Here is an 18,293-nt window from a genome sequence, read left to right on the forward strand (position 1 = left end):
AATTTTATGAAGTACTTTATTTTGTTTTTATTAGGTGCTATCGCCACTAGAAATGCCCATGCTCAAATTTATGAGGTTGGTATCATTGCGGGTGGAACTAACGTTATAGGTGATGTTGGAGCAACCGATTATATAGCGCCCAATCAGTTTGCTATTGGGATCTTAGGGAAATGGAATAGAAGTGCAAGGCATTCGTTTAGAGCCTCAATTTTATTTTCAGACCTTAAAGGCGTTGATGCGGAATCTGACGATCCGAGACGAATAGCTCGTGATTACGAGTTTAGTACAGATATGTTAGAACTATCAGCAGGTATGGAATTTACATTTGTGGAGTTTGATTTGCATACGCCCGGATTTAAAGGAACGCCCTATTTGTATTCAGGAATAACAATAACCAATCACGATAATTATTATTTTTCCTCTAACGGAACCTATACTTCAGAAGGAACAAGTAGTTGGGCTTTCGGTATTCCGATGACCCTAGGCTATAAAGCGCGTATTGCCAATCAGTTTATTTTGGCAGCAGAACTAGGAGCACGCTATACTTTTTCTGATGAGTTAGATGGTAGTGTGCCTGACTCAGAAGATCGCGAAACCTTAAGTTTTGGGAATACGAATAATAATGATTGGTATATGTTTTCGGGAATTACATTAACTTACACCTTTGGAAGAAGGCCTTGCTATTGCAATTTTTAAATGAGTTTAAAAGAACAAATAAATAAAAAGAAATTACCAAGCCATGTAGCAATCATCATGGATGGTAACGGACGTTGGGCAAAACAACAAGGTTTATTGCGAGTTATTGGTCATGAAAATGGAACAAAATCCGTAAGAGAAGCCGTAGAAGCTAGCGCAGAATTAGGAATTAAAAACTTAACGCTTTACGCCTTTTCAACAGAAAACTGGAACCGACCAAAGCTAGAAGTACAAACCCTAATGAAACTTTTAGTAAAGTCCTTAAAGAAAGAAATTAAAACTTTACAGGACAATAATATTAAACTGAATGCTATAGGTTGCCTTAAAGATCTTCCTAAAAAGGCACACCAAGAACTCTTAGATGTTATTGAGAAAACGAAGGAGAATACAAATATGACGCTTACTTTGGCGTTAAGTTATGGTTCTCGTGAAGAAATTGTTAATGTTATTAAGGAATTATCAGTTAAAGTTAAAAATAATATAATTTCCTCTGAAAGTATTGACGAATCAATTATTAATAAGCATCTTTACACGCAAAATTTACCAGATGTAGACCTACTTATACGCACAAGTGGAGAGCAACGAATTAGTAACTTTTTGCTCTGGCAGATAGCTTACGCAGAATTATATTTTACAGATATTTTATGGCCAGATTTTAAAAAAGAAAATCTCTATGAGGCCCTTATAAATTATCAAAACAGAGAACGAAGATTTGGAAAAACAAGCGAACAACTTACCTAACCACGCAGTATTGACGTCATTTATTCAACGCATTTGTATTGCACTCCTTTTTACAATTTCCCTTAGTGGTTATGGACAAGTAGAAGATGGAGAAACCTATTTAATTAAGGAAATTAATGTTACCGGAAACACCAATTTTAGTGCTCAAACTATTATTGCCTATTCTAAATTAAGAAAGGATGAAGAAATTCAGGTGGGAGGCGAAAAAATAGCCAATGCCGTAAAGACGTTATGGAAGTCTAACTTGTTTAGTAGTATTGATATTTATATCACTAATATAGATGGCAATACGGCCAATTTAGAAATAAACCTTAGCGATTTACCCGAGCTAAAAGAGTTGAGCATTATAGGTGTTAAACGTGGTAAAAAAGATGAGATTATCAATGAAAATAAGCTGAAACCTGGACAAAAGGTAACAGAAAACCTTATTGCAACGACTAAAAATTACCTTACTAATAAGTACCGTAAAAAAGGATATTTAAATACTAAAGTAAGAATTACAACCTCTGAAGTGGTAGACTCTGTAGAAAAAGAACGTGTTAATATGCGTTTGGTACTTGATCAAGGTGAAAAGGTAAAAATTAAGTCTATTAATTTTGATGGTAACGAGAAAATAGCAGATAAGAAGCTTCGTAAGGCGATGAAACATACGAAGCAAAAGAATTTTATTCGTATCTTAAAACGTTCTAAATATATAGAAGACGATTTTAGAGAAGACCTTGTTAGTGTTATTGACTACTATAAAGAAAATGGATATAGAGATGCAAGAATAATTTCAGATTCTATTTCTTATGTCGATGATAAAACCATTAGCCTAGATATTAAAGTTGAAGAAGGAGAGAAGTATACCTTTGGTAAAATTTCTTTCGTAGGAAACACGGTGTATTCAGATCAACAATTGTCTAATCTTTTAGGTTTAAAAGAAGGCGATACATATAATGGTGTAGAATTAAGAGAGCGTATTGCAGATAATTCTAATCCAGATGCTAATGATATTACCAATGCTTACCAAAACTGGGGGTACATGTTCTCTTCTATTAACCCTGTAGAAGTTAGTGCAGAAGGTAATGTTATCGATATGGAGATTCGTATTTCTGAAGGAAAACCAGCTTACTATAATAATGTTACTGTTGTAGGTAATGATGTGACTAATGATCACGTGATTTATAGAGAAATAAGAACACGTCCAGGAGAACTTTATAGAAAATCTGAAATTATCAGAACCATTAGAGAGTTAGGACAATTAGGATTTTTTGATGCGCAGCAAATTGCACCAAATGTAAAAAATCCAAACCCAGTAGACGGAACCTTAGATATTGAATACTCTGTAGTAGAGCAAGGGTCTAGCCAGATCCAACTACAAGGGGGTTACGGTGGCGGTGGCTTTATCGGAACTTTAGGTCTTTCATTTAATAACTTTGCGATTAAAGATATCTTTAAGAAAGATGCCTATAAGCCGGTACCTCGTGGTGACGGTCAAAGTTTAGCCTTAAGACTTCAGGCTAGTCAGTACTACCAAACCTATAGTTTCTCATTTAGTGAGCCATGGTTAGGAGGTAAAAAACCATACCAATTATCATCGTCACTTTCGTATTCAAGACAGTTTTTATATGATTCTTCAACAGGAAGTGCAGATAAGAGTAAAAGTTTTAACATTACCGGTTTAACCGTTGGATTATCAACACGACTAGCAGAGCCAGATGATTACTTCTTATTATCTCAAGCCATAAGTTTCCAACATTATAACTTAAAGAATTATAGTACAAGCTTATTTACCTTTGGAGATGGGACGTCTAACAACTTATCTTATACCATTGGTTTAAGTAGAAATAACCTTTATACAGATCCTATATATCCAACAGGAGGTTCTAACTTCTCAGTGTCAGCAAAATTCTCTTTTCCTTACTCTTTAGTTAACGGTGTAGATTATGAAGCTTTAGCTGAAGAGCGTGCCGATTCCAATACTACTGCTGAAAGAATCTCTGAAATTGACCAAGAACGTTTTAAGTGGTTAGAATTTTATAAGATTAAATTTAAGGCCGATTGGTACCAAGCCTTAACGAAAAAGTTAGTCTTGCGTCCTAGTATAGAATTTGGATTCCTTGGTGCTTATAACAGTGACCGTGGTGTTATTCCTTTTGAGCGTTTCTTCTTAGGAGGAGATGGTTTAGCCAACTATTCTTTAGATGGAAGAGAAGTAGTGCAATTACGTGGATATCCTAACCAATCGTTATCAGATGCTGATGGAGGATCTATTTACAACAAGTTTTCTTTAGAGCTTCGTTACCCTATTACCTTAGGAGCACAGGCTAAGATTTATGCCTTATCATTTTTAGAAGCAGGGTCTTCAGTGAATGATTTTAAAGATTTCGATCCGTTTAAACTTCAAAGATCTGCAGGTTTTGGACTTAGAATCTTTATGCCAGCATTCGGTTTATTAGGAATTGATTTCGGTCATGCCTTTGATGAGTCACCTTACGGGACGGCCGTTAAAAATTGGGAAACACACTTCATCATTGGACAACAATTTTAAGTTTGGCACGATATTTTCTAATATCAAAATAAGGATTTCATCAGTTTGTTAAAATTTTTAAGATTATATTTCGTTAAATTTGAAGATTAGTATTGCTAAGTAGATAATCCATTTAGTTTTACGGTTAAATTGTCTCAAACTATGAAAATACAAATGATGAAATTTAAAGTTCTTTTTTTACTCACCATATTAGGATTAACTAGCTTTAGCGTATTTGCACAACGTGGCGTTAGAATTGGTTATATCGATACCGAATACATCTTACAAAATGTACCCGAGTATCAAGAAGCCTCATCACAGTTAGATAAAAAAGTACTGCAATGGAAGTCTGAAATTGAAAAAAAGCTCAAAGCGATTCAGCAGAAAAAAAATGAGCTCGACAATGAAAGTGTACTTCTTACAAAGGAATTATATGACGAACGTTTTGAAGATATTTCTTTTGAAGAGGCTGAGGTATTAGATTACCAACAAAAACGTTTTGGGCCAGAAGGAGATTTAATGATTCAGAAACGCCAACTTATTGAGCCCATCCAAGATCAAATTTTTGCAGCGGTACAAGAAATTGCCGATTCCAAAAAATACGATTTTGTATTTGATAAGTCCGCAGATGTTGTGATGTTGTATTCCGCAGAACGCTATGATATCAGTGAGCAAGTATTAAGAACCATTACCAGAAGCTCTAAACGTACTCAGGCTAAGAATAAGAAAGAACGAAAGGCTTTAGAGGAGGAGGCTGTTGTACCTGATGTAGACAGTGATAAAGATGAACGTCAACAAGCCTTAGACGATCGTAAATCGGAGCGTGAAGCACAACTCGCCGCTAAACGCGCAGAGCGTGAAAAAGCAATTGAAGACCGTAAAAAAGCACAAGAAGCTTTAAGAGAAGAGCGAAGAAAAGAGGCTGAAGAACGTCGTATTAAAGCAGAAGCCTTAAGAAATGGAACGGAAACTTCTGAAGACTCAAGTACTAAAAATGCTGAGGTTGCTTCTAAAACCGTACAAACGGATAGTGTTTCGACTCCTTTGAAGCTGATAAAATCAGACAGTACAAAAGTAGAGGCGGTTGTTAAAAAGGATTCTGTAAAAACAGAGAAACCCAAAACAGCTGCAGAGTTAGCCGCAGAACAACGTGCTAAAAAATTAAAAGAACGCGAAGCACGCCAAAAAGCCTTAGAAGAGCGTAAACAAAAAATAATTAATCAAAGGTTACAAGCGCGTAAAGAACGCGAAGAACAAGTAAGAATAAGCGATTCTATAGCCAAAGCTAAGAAAAACCAAGACAATAATTAATAACAAGTAATACATTAAAATCAATTTAAATCAAATGAAACATTTAAAATCTTTATTATTTGCAGCAGTACTTTTTATCGGAGCTACAAGTTTTAGCTCAGCGCAAAGCAGTGTTGCCCATATTAATAAGCAAGAGTTAATTAAATCAATGCCAGCTTACGCTCAAGCACAAGCTGAGATTGAAAAATTAGGGAAAACCTATGAAGCGCAAATACAATCTTCAATTAAAGAATTGGATACGAAGTTAAAGCAATACAATGCTGAGGCAGAATCTAAGACTGAAGAAGAAAACATGAAGCGTATGCAAGAGGTTGAAGGGATTAAGCAGAGCTTAGGTGAGTTTCAGCAACAAGCACAAAAGGATTTACAGGAAAAAGAATTTAACCTTTTAAAGCCTATCGTTGCTAAAGCAGATAACGCGATTAAAGCCGTTGCTAAAGCGCAAGGAATTAAGTACGTTGTAGATGCTGCAATGTTAATCGTTGCCGATGGTAAAGACCTTATGGCAGATGTTAAAAAACAATTAGGAATGTAATCCTGATTAAAATAAATATTTAGAAAGTCGCTTAAACTTAAGCGACTTTTTATTTTTGTACCCATGAGTAATAAGCAAGCTATAGGACTATTTGATTCGGGCATTGGTGGAACCTCCATCTTTAAGGAAATCCATGACTTATTGCCTTATGAATCTTGTATTTACTTAGCCGATAGTAAAAATGCCCCTTATGGTAACCGCTCTAAAGAAGATATTCTTCGTTTAAGTATTAAAAACACGGAATACTTAATAGATCAAGGTTGTAAAATTATTGTTGTGGCTTGCAATACGGCAACTACCAATGCTATTGCGTATTTAAGGGCAACTTATAAGCTGCCTTTTATTGGCATTGAACCCGCTATTAAACCGGCGGCCCTAAATACCCAAACTAAAGCTATTGGAATTTTAGCTACACAGGGAACGTTGAGTAGTCAGCTGTTTCATAAAACAACAGATCTTTACTCTAAAGGAATTAAAATTATTGAACAGGTAGGCGATGGTATTGTTTCCCTTATTGAAACCGGGAGGTTAGAGTCTGATGAAATGAAAGCATTATTAGAAATCTATTTAAAGCCCATGTTAGAGGCGGATATAGATTATTTAGTCCTTGGTTGTACGCATTACCCGTACTTAATTCCTACACTCTCTAAAATGCTGCCTAGCCATATCAAGATTATAGATTCGGGTAGAGCTGTGGCCCAACAAACTAAGGCAGTGTTGGCACAAGAAAACTTATTATCAAGTAACACACAGAAACCAAATATTCAGTTGTTCTCAAATAGCGATACCTCGATTTTAGAAGCTATTGTTAAGTATCAATATAAAGTTTCTTATTTAGATTTTTAGTAAGGTTTTAGTCCTTTGTAACACTAAGGAAGCATGACGTTACTTTTTGTTTATAATGCGAACTCCGGAAAATGGAATGGTTTATTTGATATGGGCCATAAGATTTGGAGCCCTTCAACCTATTCCTGCCAATTGTGTTCCCTAACGCATGGCCTGTTTACAGAGCATAAGCTTTGGAAACGTTTTAGAGCAGAGAGTGTTGTAGACATGCAGTTTTATCATAAGGACGAGTTTGAGGCTAAATATCCAAATTTAGAGTTCAGCTATCCTATAATATTACGTCATGAAAATAACGCCCTTCAGCCATTTTTAGAGGCGGAGCGTTTAAATGCTATGGCTTCCTTAGAAGAATTGATAGCGAGCTTTGAAAAAGAGCTTAAATAAGCCGAGGTGAAAGGCTTAGTCTTCCTTAAACCAACTCGAGTATTTTATATAGTTATTAGCAATACGATCAATCTCACCTGAGATTAAATCTTCGCTGATATCTTTTACTTTTTTTGCCGGAATACCAGCGTAAATACTTCCAGATTCTACATGGGTGTTTTTTGTAACCACTGCACCTGCGGCGATAATACTATTGCTCTCCACAACACAATCGTCCATAACAATACTTCCCATCCCAATAAGCACGTTATCTTTAATGGTACATCCATGGACTAAGGCATTATGACCAATAGAGACGTTATTTCCAATTGTGGTTGGTGATTTTTGGTAGGTTGCGTGGATTACGGCACCGTCTTGTATATTAACTTTATTGCCTATAATAATGCTGTGGACATCACCTCTAATTACGGCGTTAAACCAAATACTACACTGTTTACCTAAACTAACATCGCCTACAATAGTAGCGTTTTCTGCAACGTAGCAATCTTCTGGAATTTGTGGGTGTTTCCCTTGTACTGGTTTTATAAGTGGCATAATGGGTAGGTTTTAAATAGACCCTTAAAGATAAAGCTTAAAACCCAATTTTATTTCAATTTTAAGCAAAAAAAAGAGTAGCGTAGGCTACTCTTTTTTTTAAATGCTATAATGAGAAAACTATACGTTTTCTGCGTCCCTTAAGCCTTGGATGTACTCAGCTTTCTGAACTTCTCTTCTTCTCTTTACAGAAGGTTTAGTGAAATAACGAGACTCTCTAAGGTTCTGCATAATTTGCACATTTCTGTGTTTACGCTTGTAACGCTTAAGTGCACGTTCTATATTTTCTCCTTCTTTAATTTCGATTTTAATCATTATATCGATATATTTTTGTTAACTAATTCTTGCAAATGGTCGGCAAATATACTCTAACTATTTGAAAATAAAAAATTAATTGAAACTTTTCAATATTTATTTTCAAAATTGCATATTTCACTACAACTAAAAGTTAAAAGCGTCGTGGTGAAAGTACTATGCTTAGGGTATGGGCTTTGTTTTCAGAACTTATCTAAATAACAAGGCCAAGCCTATGCTTTACCCTAAATAGGTCTTTAAGATTTTACTTTTACTCGCATGTCTTAATCTACGAATCCCTTTTTCTCTAATTTGTCTTACACGTTCGCGCGTTAGGTCGTAAATACTTCCAATTTCTTCTAAAGTCATTGGGGGTTGATCACCGATACCAAAGTTTAATCGGATGACATCACTCTCTTTTTGCGTTAAGGTTTCTAAGGCACGTTCAACTTCAACATTTAAAGATTCGCGCATTAAATCTCTATCAGGTCTTGGAGACTCTCCAGAACTTACAACATCATATAAACTAAAGGTTTCACCATCTTTTAACGGTGCATCCATAGATAAGTGACGTCCCGAATTCTTCATGGATTGCTTTACTTCTCGAACACTAAGGTCAAGTTCTCCGGCAATTTCATCAGCATTTGGTGGTCTTTGGTTAATTTGCTCTAAATGTGAAAAGGCTTTATTAATTTTATTAATAGTCCCAATTTTATTCAACGGCAAGCGCACAATACGCGACTGTTCTGCTAAGGCTTGTAAGATGGCTTGTCTAATCCACCATACGGCATAAGAGATAAATTTAAAACCTCTTGTTTCATCAAAACGTTTTGCCGCTTTAACTAATCCGGCGTTACCTTCATTAATTAAATCGGGTAGTTTTAAACCTTGATTCTGATATTGCTTAGCAACGGAAACAACAAATCGTAAATTGGCTGTTGTTAATTTATCTAATGCAGCTTGATCACCTTTTTTAATAAGTTGTGCTAATTCCACTTCTTCATCAGCAGTTATCAACGGAATCTTACTTATATCTTGTAAATACTTATCTAAAGATTTGTCTTCCCTGTTGGTAACTTGCTTGGTGATTTTTAATTGCCTCATGTATTCTTTGAAATTTTGTGAACCTTCAATGTAATCTAATTATTAAGAATTCCAAAAAATTATAGATTTATTAACATAGTTTGAATGAAATTTGTTATTTTTTGCAACCATCAATTGGTTTTAGTGCTATCCTGAGCTGTGGTTGTTTTCTTACTACCGCCTAAAAGTCCGCCTAAAATATTGCTAACACCCTCTTTTACTTTATCTTTCGTGGTTTGATCTTCAGTGGTTTCTGTTGCCGTTGCCGTAGAATCTGTTTTAGTGTCCTTATTATTTCCGTTGGTCAATCCACTTAATAAGTTCTTAACTTTGTCTTTTCCTTGATCAATTAATTTCTGTTTTTCAATTTCAATTAACTGTTTGGTTAAATTGGTTACACCAGAAGCGAGGTCGGTTTGCACGTTAGGGCTAGAAAAAGTTCCGCCTATATTAGCCGTAACAGGGATGCTTAAGTTGCTAACTTCACTATCGTTAATTTTTCCGATTAACTGATTTACATCTCTACCCAAATATTTTGCGGGTACCTGTAATACGGCATTATAGTTCATAGTATTACTAAAGCTATGTGATCCTGAAATTTCAATAGGAATGTCTTTATAGCTTAACGTAAAAGGTTTTACGGCCACATTACCATTTTTAAAACTTAAGTTAGCTACAATGTCCTTCAGGTTTAAACCCTCAAGATCTATAAAATCTAATTTGCTGTCTAAGCTGGTGAGTAATGGGCTATTGCTTGTGTTTATCTCATCCGTTAATATTTTTGCTAAAGCACTACCAGAAATTGTACTTAAATCTGGTGCAAAGCTATCATCTAAATAACCGCTGATATCTATAGTGGAATTAAATTTACCTTGTAATACCTTGGCAATTGGAGCGAGTGCTTTAAGCATTTCTAAGTCTGAAAAAGATTGAGAGATATCAAAGTTTTCCATTCCTAATTGAACATCAAAGGTTGGTTTCTCGCCCTTGGTAGAAACATTTCCGGTAATCCCTAATTGGCCATTAAAAATATCTGTAGTCATATTCTCTAAGCGTGCCGTTTGATCTTTGATGACTAATTGCCCTTTTACATTTTTTAGATTTAAGTTATCGTAAACCACTGTTTTTGCATTAGCCGAAATGGTACAATCTAAAAAGGCCGGAATTTTAAGGGCTTCAGCATTAGCCGAAGTCGTTGTGGTGTTGTTTTCTGAAGTTTCTTGTGTTGTGGTCTCTTCTGTCATAAAATCGGATAACGCGAAGGTATTCGAATTTAAGCTGAAATTTCCCTTTAAGTTTTTATCGCTTAGCATAAAACCAAGTAAGTTATTGATGGTTCCTGTCGCTGAGAAATCACTATTTCCGGTATAGGCATCAAAACTATTAAGACTAACGGTTCCGGGTTTAAAGGTTAAGTTGGCGCTGTTGATTTGAATGGGGTTTAAGATTTCTTCCGAAGAAAACACAAAATCAGAAAGTCCTATTTCACCGGTACTCTTAATACGTTGGTAAGCGTTGGTCTCAATGGCTTCCATGTCAAACGAGGTACTCATATTGGCTTTTAATATTCCGCTGAGCTCATTCTCTAGTTCTATAGGATAAGCTTGAGACAGGTGCCCTAAGTTTAAAACACCTTCTAATTGAGCTGCCACAAGCATGTTTTTAGTCACATTTTTAAGCGAAGCTTTGGCCTTAAAAAGATCTTCATCGATCTGAAAATTAAATTTGTCTATATTCACAAAGGTGTCATCAACATTCCCTGTACTGTTTTTTATAGAAACGTCTATCCCAATATTTTTAACGCTCTTAGGAAGTTGAGGAAACTTAAAAGATGCATTTTCAGAAAGTAAATTAATATCTAGGGTAGGAATGGTTTCTTCAGAAACTAAACCTTTAACGATGCCATTAACAGTAAAGTTTCCGGTAGTACTAACATCGGCAACATCTTTAGCGTAGGCTTCTGGGATAAGCGCTAGGAAATCTTTAAAGGTAGCGCCTGGATTTTTAAAACTCAGGTCTATTTGTTGTCCGGCTTCAACCAACTGTATATAGCCGTCAAACTCTAAAGGCAGCGCATTGATGAAGGCTTTGTTTTCTTTAAAGGTGTATTTCTGTTGGTCTAAATCTAAATCGATTAAGGCGTCTAGCTTTACGGTATTATTACTTAAATAAGCGGTGCTGTCCATTACAAAACTAACATGAGCCTCTGTTTCGGTATCTAGCTCTGATGTGTTTCCTGAAAAAATACCGGTTCCAAAATGATTAATTTCAGTAAGATAAAAGGCCATATTAGAAGTGTCATCTATATAGGTAAAGGCGCTATTGTTTAGCTCGTAATGCTCAATATCAAAACTAAAACTTGCAGTGCTTTCAGATGCTGTGGTAGTTGATTCAGGGGTTGTACTTTCCTTCACAATATCGTAATTCACGGCTCCGGTATTATTTGTTTTAATCACTAAAAGCAGTTCGTTAGCAATAATTTCATTGACTTCTAATGGGGTATCGGTACCATTTAATAATTGCATCATGCCCATTTCAAACGAAAGTGACTGTGCTGTGGCTAAGGTTTCACCTTCAAAAGGCGCACGGTTTATAATCTTTAAATTGTCTACGCTGATTGAGGCTTTAGGAAAACTACTTATGAGACTAAGACTAATGTCATCAAATGATAAATCTGCATTTAAGTTTTCATCGGCATAATTTTGCACAATGCTGTCTATTTTAGATTCTAAGACGAAGGGTATTGCAATTAGAATGGCTAAAAATAAGACGGCTATAATTCCAATGATTTTTAGTAGTTTTTTCATAAGGTCTATTAAGTTGTTGAATTTTCATTTGTAATATATACGCAAATTTCTGTACAAAAGTTGCTTGTTTTACGAAGTTTAAGAAGATTTTAATGATTTATTCGCTCTAAAAAATGTTTCGTCTTTATTATAAACGGGCTTATAGAAGATTGTGCTCTTAAAGCAAATCTATTTCTTGATTTATTCTAAGGTGGAAGCGCTTGCGGAATAGAAACACACCTAAATACAGAAACGGCGTGTCTAATATAGCGACAATCATTTTAAAAAGAAAGCCACTAACAAGCAAACCTTTAAAGTTGTCCCAATCAATAATACCAAAGCTACAGAGTAGCGTAACAATGGTTAAGGTGTCTATAAATTGTGAAAACCAAGTTGAAAAGTTATTTCGAAGCCATAAATGTTTGCCTTTGGTAAGGCGTTTCCAGAAATGATAAATCTGAATGTCTACAAATTGAGCAAACAAATAGGTGAGCATGCTCGCAAACACTGCAATGGTTGTGTTTCCAAAAACGGTATAAAATAATTCATTGTCTACATAAGACCATTCCGTAGCCGGGACCTGAGCCGCCACATAAATGATGAGTAAGGAAAATAAAGACGCAAATATACCGACCACCACTATATCATTAGCGCGCTTTTTACCATAGATTTCGCTGATAAGATCTGTAATAAGAAAAGTGATTGGGTAGGGCAGAATCCCCACAGAGATTTCAAATAATTTAGTGCCAAAGATTTCTATATCTAAAGGGTACCAATAAAAGAATTTCTGAAAAATTAAATTTGAAACAACAAGAGACGTAATAAATAGACCAGCAAGTAGCAGATAGATGCGTTGTGCTAAAAGTTTGTCTCTTAATGTCATTGAGATGCTATTGAAGTGAGGTGTAAATATAAAGAATTTGTTTGAGCCAGTGCGTCGTTAGGCCAAGTGACTCATGCGGAGTTCTTGTTCCTTGGGGTCAAATTCTAAAGTTGTAGGATTTATCTTGTTGATAGCCTTGTGGGTAGGGGTTTGAGTGGGGTGTTCTTTTTTATAGGCTTTAAAAGCCTTGTCTTAATTTTTTATTTTTTATTTGAAAGAACAGTGCTGAAATCATTAGCATAATAGGTTTAGTTTTAGTTATTTTGTCCCTCCCGATTCGTCATAGAAACGGCATCCATTTATGAAGCCAAGCAAAACCATTCACATCGCATTAGGAAGTAACAAAGGGCAGAAATTGCAGTATTTGCAACAGGCCATTGATGCTGTTTTTGAGCATGTAGGTGTGGTTAAAAAGATCTCTTCAGTATATAAAACCCCAGCCTTAGGATTTGATGGTGATGATTTTTATAATGCTTGCATCACGGTTGAAACAGAATTAAAGCCCAAGAAGGTTTTAAAGGCTTTGCAGTCTATTGAAACGGCTTTAGGAAGACAATCTAAAACAACGGAAGGGTATGCCTCTCGTGAAATTGATTTAGATATTTTGTTTTTTGAAGATGATATCCTTCAAGAGAACACCTTAACGATTCCGCATGCCGAGTTACACAAGCGTAAATTTGTGCTGCAGCCGCTAAGAGATATCACTACCGATTTTCAACATCCTGTGCTTCAAAAATCATTAGAGCAATTATGGGAAGAATGTGAGGATCCTTCGGTGATTGAACCACTTAATGATCAACTTGAAAACCCTGTAGATTCGTTTCGCTTTAAACGCTATAATTATATTGCTATTGAAGGGAATATAGGGGCCGGTAAAACCAGTTTAACACATAAGATTGCAAAAGATTTTAATGCTAAAATTATTTTAGAACGCTTTGCAGATAATCCGTTTCTGCCAAAGTTTTATAAAGAACCGGAGCGTTATGCCTTTACTTTAGAGATGTCATTTTTAGCCGATCGCTATCAGCAGATCAGTGATGATTTGTCGCAGCTCGATCTCTTTAAGGATTTTATGGTGAGTGATTATGATGTGTTTAAGTCCTTAATCTTCTCTAAAATTACCTTGGCTGAAGATGAGTTTAGGTTGTATAGAAAATTGTTTTACCAAGTTTATAAAGATATTGCCAAACCAGATTTGTATGTGTATTTATACCAAAACACAGAACGTTTACAGGCCAATATTAAAAAACGCGGACGTAATTACGAGAAAGATATTAAAGACGATTACTTGGATAAAATTAATGCAGGTTATCTCGATTTCTTGAAGAGCCAGCCAGAGATGAACGTGAAAATTATTGATATCTCTGATAAGGATTTTGTAAAGTCTCGTGAAGATTATTTATGGCTTTTGAATCAAATTAGTGAGGCGGCACTTGTACCTCAATCTTAATAATCACGTTAAGGCTAGACCTCGTTTTGATAAAGTAGTGTTACAATTTGTCCTTTTTGATTTGTGGGAAGGCTTACCGTGAGTTGCTCTACATGCTTTACGTTAAGATGAAACGGCGGTTTTAAGAGGTTAACACCACTGTTTTGCTTTAGTCGAATTCCTAAACTTGAAATTTTATCTTTATTAGCTTCAAAATCACCTTGTGGGATATGTTCGGTTAAGATAATATAGGGGTAGCGTTTTAATTTCTGAACAATTTTAAGGATTTCAGCATTAGATAAATGTTGAAGCACCTGCCGAATGATAATGCAATCGGCTTCAGGTAAATCATTCTCTACAATGTTTAAACAGCGGAATTCTAAATTTTCAGCTTTAAAGACAGTTTTGTTTCTTTCAATTAAGCTTTCAACAATGTCAATACCAATATAAGTCTTGCTGTATGGTATAAGCTGTTTTCCAATATTAAAATCACCACAACCCAAATCGCAAACTGTTAAGTTGTTATGATGTGCTTTTAGAAAGGAGGTCACGGCCTCTATATAAGGTTCGGTAATGGCGGTGTGATGCGAGCCTTCTCCAGAATAAAAATCAAAGTCTTTGCCGCCCCAAAGGTGCTGCTCGTAAATCTGTTCCATGACAGCTTTAGTGGGCCAAGGTGTTTTCATTTCTTTTATTTATAGTCTTGCTATTATTTAGAACCTTGCTATTTTGAACAACCAACATTTAAGAACTCACCTTTAACTTCGAAAATACATCCCAAATCACCACACCACAACTCACTGAGATATTTAAAGAATGTTTTGTACCGTATTGCGGAATTTCTATAACAACATCACTAGCGTCAACAACGTCTTGGGCAACACCTTTAACCTCGTTTCCAAACACAAACGCATATTTGTTTTGCGCTTGCGGTTTAAACTGATCTAACATGGTCGCGTTTTCCGCTTGTTCAATGGCACAGATTTGAACCCCGTCTTGCTTTAATTTTTCAATGACCTCTAAAGTGTGTTCGGCATATTCCCAAGCTACGGTTTCAGTACTGCCTAAGGCTGTTTTTCTTATATCGTTGTGCGGTGGTTGCGCCGTAATACCACAGAGGTAAATCTTTTCAATTAAAAAAGCATCACTAGTTCTAAAAACCGACCCAATATTGTTTAAGCTTCTAATATTATCAAGTACAATAATAATTGGTGATTTTTTAGCAACTTTAAATTCTGAAACTTCTAATCGGTCTAACTCTTCGTTTTTTAGTTTTCTTTTCAATTGAGCTTAATTTTTTAATTTAATTTATAAAACAAGCCTAAAGCCTCTTTAAGGGGATAATGGTTAAAACTACCGTTTGGATTTTTTTAACCGTAACATTGAGACTGTTCCCAATAGGGAGCTTTAGGGTTGTCATTTTTTATTTTACGGGACCCCTACGGTTTTAAAAACCTTAAAGGTCTGAAAAGTGAAATTATAAACATCTGTAAATAACTTCTAGTCTTTCGGTTTCAATAAGCCTTAAAATATAAGTAATTTAGCAAACTTGCAATGTTCAAATATTTACAAGACAAAAATATAACTTAAAACCAGATTACCATTGGCTAAATCCGCAAAAAAAGTAACCCCGTTAATGAAACAATATAATGCCATAAAGGTGAAATATCCTGATGCTTTATTGTTGTTTAGAGTCGGCGATTTTTACGAAACATTTGGTAGTGATGCTGTTAAAGCATCTCAGATTTTAGACATTATTTTAACTAAGCGTGGCGCTGGTAGTGAGAATGAAACCGCGCTAGCAGGATTTCCGCACCACTCCTTAAATACCTACTTACCTAAATTGGTAAGAGCCGGAGAGCGTGTGGCGATTTGCGATCAGTTAGAAGATCCAAAACAAACCAAAACGATTGTAAAACGTGGGGTAACCGAATTGGTAACGCCAGGTGTGGCTTTTAATGACGATATTTTACATTCTAAATCCAATAATTTCTTAGCGGCAGTTTATTTTGAAAAGGACTGCATCGGGATTTCATTTTTAGATATTTCTACAGGTGAATTTTTAACCTCTCAGGGGCAGGCCGAATATATCGATAAGTTATTGCAGAACTTTAGTCCAAGTGAGGTATTAATCTCCAAGAAAAGCAGGAAGCTGTTTTCAGAAACCTTCGGAAATGATTTTCATACCTTTTATCTAGAGGATTGGGTGTTTCAAGCCGATTATGCCCATGAAACCTTAACCAAACATTTCAATACAAAAACCTTAAAAGGCTTTGGAATAGAAGATTTGTACGAAGGGATTATCGCTTCTGGTGTGGTTTTACATTATTTGGGGGAAACACGTCATAGTAAATTAGAGCATATTGCTACGGTTTCAAGAATTGCTACTGATGATTATGTGTGGATGGATAAATTTACCATCCGTAATTTAGAATTATACCATTCTACCAATGCCAATGCGGTGACCTTAATTAATGTTATAGATAAAACAATATCCGCCATGGGCGGCCGAACTTTAAAACGTTGGTTGGCCTTACCGCTAAAGCATGCCGAAAAAATTAAACAACGTCATGAGGTTGTAAAATATCTCTTAGATAAAGAGACCGTTCTTCAGAAGATTCGAACGCAAATAAAACAAATTGGAGATATTGAGCGCCTTATTTCAAAAATAGCTACGGTTAAGGTATCGCCACGAGAAGTCATTCAGCTTAAAAATTCTTTAGACGCTATTGTGCCTATAAAAGCGGTGGCGGAAACCTGCGATAATGAGGCTTTAAAAGTTTTAGGTGATAATTTGCACCGTTGCGATTTGTTACGCGATAAAATTAAAGAAACCTTAAATGAAGAAGCACCGGTTAATGTGCTCAAGGGACATACAATTGCTGTTGGTTTTTCAGAAGAGTTAGATGAGTTAAGAGGCTTGTCGCAATCTGGGAAAACCTACCTAGATAATATGTTGAAACGCGAAAGTGAACGCACAGGGATTACCTCCCTTAAAATAGCGTCTAATAACGTTTTTGGGTATTATATAGAAGTTCGCAATTCGCATAAGGATAAGGTGCCTGAAGAATGGATTAGAAAACAAACCTTAGTGAACGCCGAACGCTACATAACCGAAGAGCTTAAAGAATACGAAGCAAAGATTTTAGGGGCTGAGGAACGTATTTTAGCAATAGAGCAGCAATTGTTTGGTGAGTTGGTAACGTGGATGCATCAGTTTATTGTTTCCGTACAACAAAACGCACAGTTAATAGGGCAGTTAGATTGTTTATGTGGATTTGCAAGCTTGGCTAAGAGTAATAAGTATGTGTATCCGCGAATTGACGATAGTTACGATTTAGAAATCAAAGAAGGACGCCACCCGGTTATAGAAAAACAATTACCAATTGGGGAGCCTTATATTGCTAATGATGTATTTTTAGATAGAGAAACACAGCAAATTATTATGATTACCGGACCTAACATGTCGGGTAAGTCGGCCATATTAAGACAAACGGCCTTAATTGTTTTATTAGCACAAATAGGAAGTTTTGTGCCTGCTGGCGAAGCGAGAATCGGTTTGGTTGATAAAATTTTTACGCGAGTTGGCGCTAGTGATAATATCTCCATGGGGGAGTCTACATTTATGGTAGAAATGAATGAGACGGCTTCAATTCTTAATAATATATCAGATCGTAGTTTGGTCTTATTAGATGAAATAGGAAGGGGAACCAGTACCTATGATGGTATTTCTATTGCTTGGGCTATTAGTGAGTATTTACACGAGCATCCTTCAAAACCGAAAACACTCTTTGCAACGCATTACCACGAGTTAAATGAAATGAGTGAAACCTTTGGTCGGATTAAAAACTTTAACGTGGCTGTAAAAGAATTAAAAGACAATGTGCTTTTTGTTCGGAAACTGGTTGAAGGCGGAAGTGAACATAGTTTTGGTATCCATGTTGCAAAAATGGCGGGTATGCCACAACAAGTTATTCGTCGTGCAAATAAAATTTTATCGAAATTAGAGAAATCGCATTCTAGTGAAGAACTTACGGATAAAGTGAAGGGCTTAAAGGACGATTTACAGTTGAGCTTTTTTAACCTTGACGACCCCTTACTCGTTGAAATTAAGGACGAAATCATTCATACGGACATCGATACCTTAACCCCTGTTGAAGCCTTAATGAAGCTCAATGAGATAAAGCGAATGTTGATGAAGAAAAAGCCAGTTTAAAATTTTTTTAATTTTTTTTCGAAAAAAGTTTGGTGGTATGTAA

The 18,293-nt window shown here is 35.8% G+C and carries 16 protein-coding genes; 9 read left to right on the forward strand and 7 right to left on the reverse strand.

What is annotated here, in order from left to right:
- Nucleotides 1–6 precede the first annotated feature (6 nt).
- The 7 genes from porG (at nucleotide 7) to DFQ08_RS03965 (ending at nucleotide 7,025) form a co-directional block, all read left to right on the forward strand.
- On the forward strand, nucleotides 7–696 hold the full coding sequence (porG, locus tag DFQ08_RS03935) for a type IX secretion system protein PorG (protein WP_114308475.1): 690 nt from the start codon (nucleotides 7–9) through the stop codon (nucleotides 694–696).
- On the forward strand, nucleotides 697–1,437 hold the full coding sequence (locus tag DFQ08_RS03940; RefSeq protein WP_114308476.1) for an isoprenyl transferase: 741 nt from the start codon (nucleotides 697–699) through the stop codon (nucleotides 1,435–1,437).
- Complete coding sequence (gene bamA, locus DFQ08_RS03945) at nucleotides 1,409–3,970, forward strand: outer membrane protein assembly factor BamA (protein WP_114308477.1); 2,562 nt, start codon at nucleotides 1,409–1,411, stop codon at nucleotides 3,968–3,970. Before DFQ08_RS03940 ends, bamA begins: the two co-directional genes overlap by 29 nt.
- Before the next feature lie 141 nt (nucleotides 3,971–4,111).
- The gene (locus DFQ08_RS03950; protein ID WP_245935361.1) at nucleotides 4,112–5,260 is read left to right on the forward strand and encodes an OmpH family outer membrane protein; all 1,149 of its coding nucleotides are present in this window, start codon (nucleotides 4,112–4,114) and stop codon (nucleotides 5,258–5,260) included.
- A gap of 34 nt (nucleotides 5,261–5,294) precedes the next feature.
- Nucleotides 5,295–5,795, forward strand: a complete 501-nt coding sequence (locus DFQ08_RS03955; RefSeq protein WP_114308478.1) for an OmpH family outer membrane protein — start codon at nucleotides 5,295–5,297, stop codon at nucleotides 5,793–5,795.
- Nucleotides 5,796–5,858: 63 nt separating this feature from the next.
- A complete protein-coding gene (gene murI / locus DFQ08_RS03960) occupies nucleotides 5,859–6,641 on the forward strand; it encodes a glutamate racemase (protein WP_114308479.1) in 783 nt (260 codons plus the stop codon).
- A 33-nt stretch (nucleotides 6,642–6,674) separates the two neighbouring features.
- A complete protein-coding gene (locus DFQ08_RS03965; protein WP_114308480.1) occupies nucleotides 6,675–7,025 on the forward strand; it encodes a GTPase in 351 nt (116 codons plus the stop codon).
- 15 nt (nucleotides 7,026–7,040) lie between these two features.
- Here DFQ08_RS03965 and DFQ08_RS03970 read toward each other — a convergent pair whose 3' ends face one another.
- From DFQ08_RS03970 to DFQ08_RS03990, 5 genes are all read right to left on the reverse strand, one after another.
- Nucleotides 7,041–7,559, reverse strand: a complete 519-nt coding sequence (locus tag DFQ08_RS03970; RefSeq protein ID WP_114308481.1) for a gamma carbonic anhydrase family protein — start codon at nucleotides 7,557–7,559, stop codon at nucleotides 7,041–7,043.
- 120 nt (nucleotides 7,560–7,679) lie between these two features.
- Nucleotides 7,680–7,874 (reverse strand): 30S ribosomal protein S21, encoded by a 195-nt coding sequence (gene rpsU, locus DFQ08_RS03975; RefSeq protein ID WP_114308482.1) that lies wholly within the window; start codon nucleotides 7,872–7,874, stop codon nucleotides 7,680–7,682.
- Between the two features lie 219 nt (nucleotides 7,875–8,093).
- On the reverse strand, nucleotides 8,094–8,957 hold the full coding sequence (locus tag DFQ08_RS03980) for a sigma-70 family RNA polymerase sigma factor (RefSeq protein ID WP_114308483.1): 864 nt from the start codon (nucleotides 8,955–8,957) through the stop codon (nucleotides 8,094–8,096).
- 110 nt (nucleotides 8,958–9,067) lie between these two features.
- Nucleotides 9,068–11,743 (reverse strand): AsmA-like C-terminal region-containing protein, encoded by a 2,676-nt coding sequence (locus DFQ08_RS03985; protein ID WP_114308484.1) that lies wholly within the window; start codon nucleotides 11,741–11,743, stop codon nucleotides 9,068–9,070.
- A 157-nt stretch (nucleotides 11,744–11,900) separates the two neighbouring features.
- Entirely contained in the window at nucleotides 11,901–12,605 is a 705-nt protein-coding gene (locus tag DFQ08_RS03990) for a queuosine precursor transporter (protein ID WP_114308485.1), read from the reverse strand.
- Between the two features lie 301 nt (nucleotides 12,606–12,906).
- Here DFQ08_RS03990 and folK point away from each other — a divergent pair, with 301 nt between their 5' ends.
- Complete coding sequence (folK, locus tag DFQ08_RS03995) at nucleotides 12,907–14,055, forward strand: 2-amino-4-hydroxy-6-hydroxymethyldihydropteridine diphosphokinase (RefSeq protein ID WP_114308486.1); 1,149 nt, start codon at nucleotides 12,907–12,909, stop codon at nucleotides 14,053–14,055.
- A gap of 14 nt (nucleotides 14,056–14,069) precedes the next feature.
- Here the strand turns inward: folK and DFQ08_RS04000 are convergent, their stop codons facing one another.
- Nucleotides 14,070–14,720: a class I SAM-dependent methyltransferase gene (locus DFQ08_RS04000; protein ID WP_245935362.1), complete on the reverse strand. Its 651-nt coding sequence runs from the start codon at nucleotides 14,718–14,720 to the stop codon at nucleotides 14,070–14,072.
- A 58-nt stretch (nucleotides 14,721–14,778) separates the two neighbouring features.
- Nucleotides 14,779–15,318 (reverse strand): RNA methyltransferase, encoded by a 540-nt coding sequence (locus DFQ08_RS04005; protein WP_114308488.1) that lies wholly within the window; start codon nucleotides 15,316–15,318, stop codon nucleotides 14,779–14,781.
- A gap of 319 nt (nucleotides 15,319–15,637) precedes the next feature.
- Between DFQ08_RS04005 and mutS the strand changes: the two genes are divergently transcribed.
- Entirely contained in the window at nucleotides 15,638–18,250 is a 2,613-nt protein-coding gene (gene mutS, locus DFQ08_RS04010) for a DNA mismatch repair protein MutS (RefSeq protein ID WP_114308489.1), read from the forward strand.
- The last annotated feature ends 43 nt before the right edge of the window (nucleotides 18,251–18,293 follow it).

It is taken from the genome of Winogradskyella arenosi (assembly GCF_003337305.1).
Lineage (GTDB): Bacteria > Bacteroidota > Bacteroidia > Flavobacteriales > Flavobacteriaceae > Winogradskyella > Winogradskyella arenosi.